The sequence below is a fragment of the Specibacter sp. NPDC057265 genome (assembly GCF_042668835.1).
Lineage (GTDB): Bacteria > Actinomycetota > Actinomycetes > Actinomycetales > Micrococcaceae > Specibacter.
Genome location: NZ_JBHUYE010000017.1, coordinates 57,275 through 64,452, shown reverse-complemented (window position 1 = coordinate 64,452; position 7,178 = coordinate 57,275). Strand labels below are relative to the sequence as shown.

At 55.9% G+C, this 7,178-nt stretch carries 7 protein-coding genes; 3 read left to right on the top strand and 4 right to left on the bottom strand.

The features are described 5' to 3' along the window. The first annotated feature begins 360 nt into the window (after positions 1–360). Positions 361–1,110 (top strand): hypothetical protein, encoded by a 750-nt coding sequence (locus tag ACFUCV_RS11990; RefSeq protein ID WP_380815936.1) that lies wholly within the window; start codon positions 361–363, stop codon positions 1,108–1,110. 102 nt (positions 1,111–1,212) lie between these two features. Here the strand turns inward: ACFUCV_RS11990 and ACFUCV_RS11985 are convergent, their stop codons facing one another. Further along, the gene (locus ACFUCV_RS11985) at positions 1,213–2,790 is read right to left on the bottom strand and encodes a DUF262 domain-containing protein (RefSeq protein ID WP_380815934.1); all 1,578 of its coding nucleotides are present in this window, start codon (positions 2,788–2,790) and stop codon (positions 1,213–1,215) included. A gap of 164 nt (positions 2,791–2,954) precedes the next feature. Here ACFUCV_RS11985 and ACFUCV_RS11980 point away from each other — a divergent pair, with 164 nt between their 5' ends. Then, positions 2,955–3,245 (top strand): transposase, encoded by a 291-nt coding sequence (locus tag ACFUCV_RS11980; RefSeq protein WP_380815931.1) that lies wholly within the window; start codon positions 2,955–2,957, stop codon positions 3,243–3,245. 53 nt (positions 3,246–3,298) lie between these two features. Beyond that, entirely contained in the window at positions 3,299–3,901 is a 603-nt protein-coding gene (locus ACFUCV_RS11975; protein ID WP_380815927.1) for a DDE-type integrase/transposase/recombinase, read from the top strand. A gap of 41 nt (positions 3,902–3,942) precedes the next feature. On the opposite strand, the gene ACFUCV_RS11970 is transcribed toward ACFUCV_RS11975, so the two are convergent. The 3 genes from ACFUCV_RS11970 to ACFUCV_RS11960 are packed head-to-tail and all read right to left on the bottom strand — an operon-like array spanning position 3,943 to position 7,129. Continuing rightward, complete coding sequence (locus ACFUCV_RS11970; RefSeq protein ID WP_380815924.1) at positions 3,943–4,971, bottom strand: tyrosine-type recombinase/integrase; 1,029 nt, start codon at positions 4,969–4,971, stop codon at positions 3,943–3,945. Further along, a complete protein-coding gene (locus tag ACFUCV_RS11965) occupies positions 4,968–5,927 on the bottom strand; it encodes a tyrosine-type recombinase/integrase (RefSeq protein ID WP_380815921.1) in 960 nt (319 codons plus the stop codon). The genes ACFUCV_RS11970 and ACFUCV_RS11965 overlap by 4 nt, the downstream gene beginning before the upstream one ends. Then, positions 5,924–7,129, bottom strand: a complete 1,206-nt coding sequence (locus tag ACFUCV_RS11960) for a tyrosine-type recombinase/integrase (RefSeq protein WP_380815919.1) — start codon at positions 7,127–7,129, stop codon at positions 5,924–5,926. Before ACFUCV_RS11960 ends, ACFUCV_RS11965 begins: the two co-directional genes overlap by 4 nt. Between the last annotated feature and the right edge of the window lie 49 nt (positions 7,130–7,178).

Genomic DNA, 7,178 nt, shown 5'->3' with positions numbered 1-7,178 from the left:
GGAGGAATTCGAGCGTATCTACTATGATGAAAATTCCGGCTCGTTACCCGACGCTGCCGCCCACAAAACGGCGGCATGATTTCCGGGACGGTTCAGGAACGGCTTTTGACAAGACGAAGTTGGAGATAGAGGCGACAGCGGGGGTCGTCGGTTCGAATCCGACAGGGGGCCCAGAAAGCCCGGAATCTAGCGGTTCTTAGATGTGTGAATGGCCCCGAAAGGGGCCATTCACGGCTTAACTCTCCACAAACTCTCCGGGTTAGCGGCCAATCCGAATGGTATCCATTTTCCTGTCCGAAGAGCGCGCCTCAGAAGTGGGCCTCCAAGGTTATTAATGCTTTACATCTGTACTATCGAAATATGCCATATCAGCCAATCATTCCCGAAGGCCAGCACCTTGGGACTTCACGCAAAATTGTTGGTGCTGTCACGGGCCACCTCTTCGAAAATGGCACGAATGATCTCAAAGGACACGCCGCGTGGGAATGGGTCGATGAGCTTGTTGAAGACTACTCGTCGAGCAACGAACGCGAAATGCCGCGTGAGTTAACGCCATGGGAACGGGAACTCGTTGATCAAATAGCTGCAATGATCACGGCGAGCACCGTTTGGGCCGTCACAGCGGCGGCGCCACACGTAAAGCACTGGTGGAAAGAGGCTGCCGTTCTGCCCTTGAAATCTGCGTGCAAGCGAATGTTCACACCGCGTATTGCGAACAAGCGAGTTGCTGCCGCCCCTCCCACCGCTGAGGATCCCACAATTTTAGAAGCCCCCACGAAGACGATAGAGGTTGCGGGTAGACCGTCTAATATCAGCATGACGAGTACCGAGTGGAATCAGCGTTTTGGGGCGATGCTTGCAGCTGGGGACTTCAAAGATGAACAAAGGAAAATTCTCTCTATCGCTCGAATTGAAGATAGCGATGCCATGCTGGACACGAAGGAACCAGCGGGGCAGCTGACACCACAACAGTTTTCCGGCTACATCAAGTCGATGCTTGAGGCTAATCCGTCCTTACTTGACGAACAAACGTCAGCCGAGTTGATGAGGATCTTCGCCGGTCAGTCAAATCTGCCCGATTACTCGAAAGTCAATAAATTGGAGCGGTGATGATACAGCAGTTCCAGCAACAGAAAGTCAATTATTTACTTCGATCGGCGGCGCCGTTGGGGCAAGAGAAAGGCCCCAGTTCAGAACAGGGGCCTTTAGGAATCACATCAAACGCTGAGCGGCTGCATTGCTGAGGAGCTGAGCTCGCTCGGAGCAGAACGTGTCCCAATCGTCAGTAAATAGTGAGTCTGGAAGGAGCGCATGCTTCTGGATTTCAGCTGTGTCGGTTGGCATTAGTGAACGATAAGTCGATGGTGCCTTTGCAAGTATCGTTCTATTGTCCACTCTGCTAATGAAGGCTAGGTTCGCAAGCCGGTTTATCTCGGAATTTTCCACGGTGATCCCAGAGTCAATCAAGTACTGCCGGGGGAAGCAATGGTGGTATTCCTTGCGGTTGGGTTCGGAAAGTACCTGGTCGAGGTCCACTTCCTCTCCGCTTAGGAATGTTTTCGGACGTTCTGCCGCTAGAAGCAGGATCAAGCACTTTGAGGCCACATTGGCCGACCGAAAAGCATGGTCCATGAAGAAGGATGGCCCAATTTGGAATTTGATGTCGTCGAGCGTTGATGGTTCTCCGTTTCGAAGCTTAATTGCTTCTTCTACATCCGAACGCACACTGCGAAGCGGGTTGCCGCTATACCTGTGTGAGAACGACGTCCGCCAGAACCAGCGAAGGAGTACTTGCCGATCGATGTCGGGCGTCGCGTCTGATTGCTTCTTCGAAAAGTAGGCTGCCAGAGGAATAAGCAGGGCTTGGTAAGGCAGAAATTTCAGATGGCGGACAAGAAGATTCCGTCGCAGGAAGTCAACTGATAGTTCCAACGCTTTGGATACAGTCGCGAAACTCGCCCGGACTTCCGCGCCGTTTACGTTGATGAGGGCAGTAGGCGAGGGATCGCCGACCAGAATCGCTGAACAGCATCGCAACATCAGATCGTTGTCTGATCCGACGTCTCCGAAGCCAAAGTCATCGAATGATTCCGACAAAGAATTAAATTCCTGTTGAAGGTCGAAGTCTTCACTCCATGTCCAAGCTGTAAGGAGCTGGAACATGTTAAGTTCTACGCCCAAACGGTTTACTCTTTCAAAGACAATGGCAACGCTCGTTCGGTCTTCACTTTCGAAGGTCTGAACGGGTATTAGCGTTGTGACGAATCTTTGCTGAACCTTGACAATCTCTTCAAAGAGAGGTTCAGAAAGGCTCTGCGCGTGTCGAGAGAAGGCAACTGGGCTGAAGAAGGTCTTCAGCGGAAAGTGTCGCTGCAAGTCGACCTCATGTGCGCTTAGGGCGACAAATCGAGATTCCTGCGCGTCGGCTGCGGCTTCGAAATCGTAGTAGATCGGAAGCCACACTTCAGGATTTTCGTCGTCGCTCGCAATATTATTTTGGAAAGTCGCAAAAATTGAAGTGATTCGCTGCTGACCATCTAGCACATAGTCGATTGGGTATTGTTTTGCGGGTGGCGGCAGTGTGAATCCGCCAAGTTTCTGTTCTGTTCGGAGGCTGTTCGCTGTTCTCCATAGGAGGACGGAGCCAAAGGGGAAGCCCTTGAAAATACTGTCCATCAGAAGGGCTGCCTGCTGAGGCTCCCATACAAAATTCCGCTGAAACCCAGGGATTCGCAGCTCACCCAGCTGTACCCGCGAAATAATTCTGTCTATGGTAATTGGATCGCTCATGTTCCCCCACGTCTGTACCGATTGATTTGCTTACTCTACTTGACCACTGCGATAGCCCAACTAGCCGCCGCTAACGCGCACGGTGTGGACTGCCTCGAAGGTCGGATGCTCGGCGGTCTGCGCCCGTATGGTGATTTGGGACAGGGTTTAGGAGAATCTGTTTCATGTCTAATCGTCGTAAGTTCAGTCCGGAGTTCAAGGCCGAGGCTGTTGAGTTGTTGATTTCCTCCGGCCGGCCGATCGTGCAGGTCGCGAAGGAGATTGGTGTCAGTGACGGCACGCTGGGGAACTGGGTCAGGGCGTGGAAGGAAGAACACCCGGAAGCCTTGCAGGATGATCCCGGTCCGGTGGAATGGGCGAAATACAAGGCGTTGCAGGCCGAGAATGCCGAGCTGAAACGGGAGATCGAGTTCCTGGGAAAAGTCAGTGCCTTCTTCGCCGCGAAGCAACGATAGACGATTACTACACGTTTATTTGGCAGGAGAAGGAACACTACAAAATCGACTGGATGTGCCAGCAATTGAAAGTGCCCAGGTCCTCGTTCTACCGCTGGACGAAGCCGGCGGAACCGACCCCGACCCAGGTCCGCCATGAGCAGCTCACCCGGGAGGTTTGCCGGGTCTATGAGCGGGAGAAGGGCATGGCCGGGCGGGACCAGATCACCACGATCCTGGGCCACGAGGGCGTGCTGGTCGCGGCTGGAACGGTCGGGGCGATCATGAACAAACAAGGCATCCGTGCGGTGCGGATGCGGGCGTGGAAAAAGACCACGGCCGTGGATCCAGCAGCTAGGACCGGGCACATCAAGAACCACATGCTCGATGCCGACGGCAAGCGGGACTTCACCGCCACGGTTCCTGGCACGAAGCTCGTCGGGGACATCACTTACCTGAAAACTGGTTCCGGCTGGCTGTACCTGGCCACTGTGATTGATTTGGCGACCCGCATGGTGGTCGGTTGGTCGATGGCATCGCATATGCGCACCGGGCTGATCATTGACGCACTCACCATGGCCCGGGACCACGGCCGCCTTCACCCGGGCGGGGCCATATTTCATTCGGATTATGCCGAGGAATCCGTTAAGCCGAGGTTGGTGAGTTCACCCTTGTGATTCGGGGTTCTGGGGCTTGTTCCTCGGCTTAACGTTGTGAGTTATTTCAGGGTGTAGAGGAGTTGAAGTTCATCGTCGCTGATTGCTTGGGTGTTTGATTCATGGATGGCTGGGGTGGCTGCGTTCATTGCTTCGCGCATCATATCAAGGGTGGCGAAGGCGTAGAACGCCGAGGTGGTGCTCATACTTTCGTGGCCGAGCAGCTGCATGATGATCGGTAACGGTATGCCTTGTTTGTAGAGGTCCATGGCTTTAGTTTTTCGCAGCATGTGGCAGTGGAGCCTCTCCGGGAGCGAAGGGCACCGTTGGCGGGCGAGGTCCCCGGCTGTGCTGAGCACCGCAGCAATGGTGTCGCTGGAAAGGGCTGTTGCTTGGCCCAGGTGGTAGCTGTAGAACAGCGGCCGGGTGGTGCGTTGCGGGTGGAATTCCTGAAGGTAGACCATCAGATGTTCGATGGTTTTCTCGCCCAAGGGAACGACGCGGCTTTTGTCCCGTTTCCCTGTGAGCGTCAAGTGGGCCGGTTTTGCCAGTGACAGGTCGTCAAGGGTGAGTGCGGTGATCTCACCGACGCGTGCACCGGTGTCGTAGAGCAGGATGAGCAGCATGCGATTCCGCCGGGACTTCACGTCCTTGCCGTCGTGGGCGGCCAGGAGGGCTGTTGTCTCGTTCTCTTGGAGGTATTCGATGGGTTTGCGCGGTGTGGCTGGCGCCTTGAGGCTCTTAGCTGCTTGGTAGACAGCGACCAGGGTGATGTCTTCTGCGGCGGCGAAGTTCAGGAAGGCTTTGATGGCGCTTAGGCGCAGGCCGATGGTTGCCGGCTCGTAGTTCTTGTTTTGCCGCATCCAGACCAGCCAGTCCTTGATGACTTGACGGTCAAAGTGGTCAAAACCGATGTCTTGACGAGGAAAATGTCTCTCGGTGACCAGGTAATAGATGTAGCTCTCCAGACTGATCCGGTATGCCTCAATGCTGCGCGGTGCCAAGGCCCTGACTTGGGGCAGGAAGTGGTGCAGGTAGTTCCGGGCGTACCCCCAGAAGTCAGGGGCCTGCTCGCGTGGTGTGTGTTTCATGGGAATCCCACCTCGGGAAATACGCTTTGGCCTTCGTGGGTGAGAGCCGTGTAGCCATCCATGAAGTCCGGTGACGTGTGAATGTAGTAGTAGGTGCTATCCAGTGAGGCGTGGCCCATGTAACGGGCGAGGTAGGGCAGCATCGCATTGACGTCGGTGCCTTCTGACATCCATCGTTCGATGTTGGCGTAAGCGAAATGGTGACGGAAGGAGTACGGATGAGGCTGATTGCTGCCACTGGGCCGGGGCAGCCCGGCGTGGTCCCAGATCCGGTTAAACATGACCGCGATCGCGGCTTCCAAGACCGGGGCAGGGGTTGAAGAAACAAAGAACCCGGGACGCTGGTGCCCGAACCTTTTGCGGGACATCCGGTCGCATTCGGCGAGGATATCGATGACCTCATTGGTGATCGGCAGGCGCCGGCTTCTGTTGCCCTTAGACCACAACACATCAATCTCCCCTTGATGGAAGTCAACGTCCTGGGTTCTCAGCCTGCGGGTTTCACAGGTCCGAAGCCCGCACGAGTGCATCAAGGTGAAGAAGGCGACCGACTGCCATTTCCACGGCGAGATGGTCTCCAACTCGGCTGCGGATCGGAAGAACCGGGAGATTTCTTCCGCGCGCAACAAGAAGGGCTGGGAACGGACGAATCCGGCCCGCCAAGATTCGGTCAGCACATAAGCCTTCGGGTTGTGGTGGGTTCGCATCCAGCGGCCGAAGTCCCTGATGTATGACATCCACGAGGGTGCAGAGCCCGGCTGGGCGGCCTTCATCAAAATCACCCAGCCTTCGACGGTCTGCTGGTCAAAAGCGACCGCCCCGTGTTCCGTGCAGTAGGCATCGAAGCTGCGTAGGTACCAGATCCGTGAGTTGCCGTAGCAGCCCATGCCCTGTTTGAAGGCCAGATACCGGGTCAGGTCCTCGGCAAACACACTGGTGAACACTGGCGCGCTCATCGCCGTGCCTCTTCCGGCATTGGAAAGACGCAGGCACGCAACCGTTGCGTGTCAGCGTTGAGATACACATTGGTCGAGTCACTGTGAGCGTGGCCCAGGATTGCTGAGATCGTCGGCAACGCGGTGCCCGCCTGCAGCAACTTCGATGCCGCGTTATAGCGAAGAGCGCGTGATCCAACGTTAACATCCTCCACCCCGGAGGCACTGAAGACCTTGTTAATGATCACGTAAATCGATGCATGGTCGGCCAAGGCAACATGCGGGGCCTTCAACCTCAAGAAGACTTCCTTCGCATCGGATAGTGGCCGCTCATCCAGGACGTAACGGGCCAGCTTGGCCACCACCAGCGGGGGCAGCGGCAAGGTCAGCGGGTTGCGGGTCTTTTGCTGCACGATCCCGATCGTGCCACCGCGCCAGTCGATGTCAGCCAGTTGCAGTCCGCGTATATCGCACGCACGCAGGCCCGTGAGTAGGGACAGCAGGACAATCGCTGCATCCCGAGCAGAGACCAATCCCACTTGGCAGGCATCAACAATCTGCCGTTCAACCCCGGAATCAAGCAAGGGAATGATCTTGTGGTGCCGTTTGGCCCTGGCCAGCACCAACGCATCGAGGAGGTCCGTGCGGGCTGTGAACTTCAAAAACGGACGAAAGCTGGCCACTGCCGACCACAGGCTCGTATCAGCCCAGCGGTTGCGAAGGGATTGAAGAAACCCCAGAACACTGGCCCCGTCGGCATCATCCCACGAGGAAATCCCACTCGCCTCCAAGAAGTTCAAATACTCGCAAGCCAACAACCCGAACCCGCTCCGTGTTGATCGTGCCAAGCCACGCTGCTCCATGTCTTGCGAGAACGACTCCAGCAATCTGGTGAATTCAGCACTATCAGGTTGCTTCCCCTGCTGGCCGCTGGGTCGTGTGGATACATCTACAATGCCGGTGAGCACGAACGAGTCGAACAACCACACCAACCGGTTGTAGTCATTGTGACGCTGGGTGCTGTACCGCCCGGTGCGGGGACTGGTCGTCATGGAAGCGAATTCCGCACCCAACCCGATCGTGTAGATGCCATCCTGCTTCTGAGCAAGCACACCAAGCCATTTGATGGACTTGCGAACCTGACCAATCGTTGAGTGCATGTAGCCGGCGTCTTCCAACGCTGCCACAACAGCATTGCCGATAGCCGTAACTGTCATATCCATTGCCTTGTCCTTCCACTAGGAGCATGGATACAAGACAGGCTAGAGGGAA